At 70.4% G+C, this 2,906-nt stretch carries 1 protein-coding gene; it reads right to left on the bottom strand.

Annotated elements, in window-relative coordinates:
- A partial coding sequence (locus SALPAC3_RS26305; RefSeq protein WP_157632363.1) for a type I polyketide synthase occupies positions 1-2,906 on the bottom strand: 2,906 nt, incomplete at both ends.

Here is a 2,906-nt window from a genome sequence, read left to right as displayed (position 1 = left end):
AAACCTCCAACAACTGACGCTGCTGCGGATCCATCAACACAGCCTCGCGAGGCGAAATACCGAAAAAGGCCGGATCGAATTCGGCGGCATCGGTGAGGAAGCCACCCTTGGCCACGTACGTGGTCTCGGGGCGGGTGCCCGTGGGGTCATAGAGACGGTCGACATCCCACCCCCGGTCGGTCGGAAAGTCGCCGACGGCGTCGAACCCGTCGGCGACCAACCGCCACAGGTCCTCCGGCGAGGAGACACCACCGGGGTAGCGACAGGCCATCCCGACGATCGCCACCGGCTCATCGATGCCAGTCGTGGTGGTGACGGCCGATGTCGGGTCGGCGTCGCTCGGGCCGGCGATCTCGCTGAGCAGGTGTCGGGCCAGATCGCTCGGCGACGGGTAATCGAAGATCAGGGTGGCGGGCAGCCGCAAGCCGGTGCTGGCGGAGAGCCCGTTACGCAACTCGACCGCGGTGAGCGAGTCGAAGCCCAGTTCCTGGAACGCGCGGCTGGCATCGATCCGCTCGGTGGAGGCGTGCCCCAGCACCGCCGCCACCTGGGCCAGGACCAGGGCGGTTGCGGCACGGTCGCGCTCGTCCGCGGGTAGCGCGGCAAGCTCCTCCGCCCAGCTGGTGGCGCTGGGGGCGGCGGCGTGGGCAGCCGAGCGCCGCGCCGGGCGGACCAGGCTGTGAAAGGGCAGCGGCAGGTCATCGCCGAGGGTACGCAGCGCGGCCACATCGAGTCGGGCCGGGATAAGCATGGCCTGCTCACTGGCGACCGCAGCGTCAAGCAGGGCAAGCCCATCGGCGGTCGTCAACGGCAGCACCCCACCACGGGCCATCCGCTCCTGATCCACACCAGACAACCGCTCGGTCATCGCCGAGCCCTGCCCCCACAGCCCCCACGCCAACGACACACCAGGCAACCCCGCCCGCCGACGCACCACAGCCAACGCATCCAGAAAAGCATTAGCCGCCGCGTAATTACCCTGCCCCGGCGCACCCAACACACCAGACATCGAAGAAAACAACACAAACGCCGACAACTCCCGACCCCGGGTCAACTCATCCAACAACCACGCCGCATCCACCTTCGGACGCAACACCCCAGACACCCGACCCGCCGACAACGACGACACCACACCGTCATCCAACAACCCCGCCGTATGCACCACCGCCGACAGATCCACCACACCCGCCAACACCGCCGCCAACCGCCCCCGATCCGCCACATCACAGGCAACCAGCTCGACCCACGCACCAGCCCCCGAGAGCTCCGCCACAAGGTCCGACGCACCGGAGGCAGCCATACCACTACGCGACAACAACAACAGACGCCGCACCCCATGCGTCACCACCAAATGCCGAGCCACCGCCGAGCCCAAGGCACCCGTCGCACCAGTAACCAACACCGTGCCCGTACCGAAGAGCGGAGCATCCAGCTGCCTAGTCGACGACGGCCGGCGCACGATCCGCGGTACAGAGACCACACCACGACGCACCCGCACCTGCGGCTCGCCAGCGGCCAGGGCGACGGCGAGCAGCGACGTGACGTCCCCGGTCGGGTCGGTGTCGGTGTCGGTGTCGGTGTCAACCAACAGCAGCCGGTCCGGGTTCTCGGCCTGCGCCGAGCGGAGCAGACCCCACACCGCCGCGCCGGCCAGGTCGGTCACGTCATCGCCGACAGCGTGTCGGGTGAGCACCGCCAGCCGGTGGGTGTTCGAGCCGGCCAACCACTCCTGTACCAGGCCGAGCACCCGATTCACCTCGTCGTGCACCGCCGGCGGGCCGGCGACGTCCCCGCCGAGTCCGGCGGTCAGCACCAGCAGTGCGGCGGCGGTCGCTCCGTCCCGGGCGAGTGGGTCGGCGATGGGCACCCCCTGGGTGGTGCCGGTGGGGGCGAGCTCGGGCCGAACGGCCGGGTGGTAGGCCCAGTCAGGATCGGTCAGCGCCGCGGACGTGTCGATCTCCTGCCAGGTGAGGTCGAACAGCGCGTCGGAGGTGCCACCGGTCTGGTGCGCCTGGACCGGCCGCAGGACCAGCGAATCAATCGTGGCGACGGGGGCGCCGACCGCGTCGGCGACCACCACCCGGACCCCGGAGCCGACCGGGGTGAGCCGGATCCGTACACCGGCCGCGCCAGTGGCGTGCAGGGTGATGCCCGACCAGGCGAACGGCAGCCCGCGGAAGGTGTCACCGTCGGCGAGGCCGAGGGTGTGCAGACCGGCGTCGAGCACCGCGGGGTGCAGGCCGAAGCCATCGGCCTCCACGTTCTCGGGGAGGTTCACCTCGGCGTAGAACTCGTCGTCGCGTCGCCACACCCGGCGCAGACCCCGGAAGACCGGGCCGTAGGCCAGGCCGCCGGTGGCGAGGTGGTGGTAGAGGTCGTCGGTGGACACCGGTTCGGCACCGGTGGGCGGCCATTCGGCAAGGACGGTTCCGGCGCTACGGCGGCCGGTGGTGAGCAGGCCGCTGGCGTGCCGGGTCCACTGGGCGTCGGTGTCGGCGCTGCGGGCGTACACCTGGACGGAGCGGGCCGGGCCGGCGTCGGCGGCACCGACGACGACCTGGAGTTGGACGGCGCCGCGTTCGGGCAGCACCAGCGGGGTCTCAATGGTCAACTCATCGACGGCTTCGGCACCGACCTGGGCACCGGCGTGCAGCGCGAGCTCGACGTAGCCGGTGCCGGGGAAGATCACCGCGCCGTTGACGACATGGTCGGCGAGCCAGGGGTGCCGGTCGAGGGAGAGCCGTCCGGTGAGGACGGCGCCGTCGGCGTTGGCGAGGGTGACCGCCGCGCCGAGCAGCGGGTGGTCGGCGGAGTCCAGACCCATCGCGGTGACATCACCAGGATCAGCCGGGGCATCGATCCAGTAGCGCTGGTGTTGGAAGGCATACGTCGGCAAATCCACCCGC

Source organism: Salinispora pacifica DSM 45544 (assembly GCF_000378845.1).
In the GTDB taxonomy this organism is placed as follows: Bacteria; Actinomycetota; Actinomycetes; order Mycobacteriales; family Micromonosporaceae; genus Micromonospora; species Micromonospora pacifica.
The sequence above is the reverse complement of the archived record's forward strand: the minus strand, read 5'-3'. Positions and strand labels throughout refer to the sequence as shown.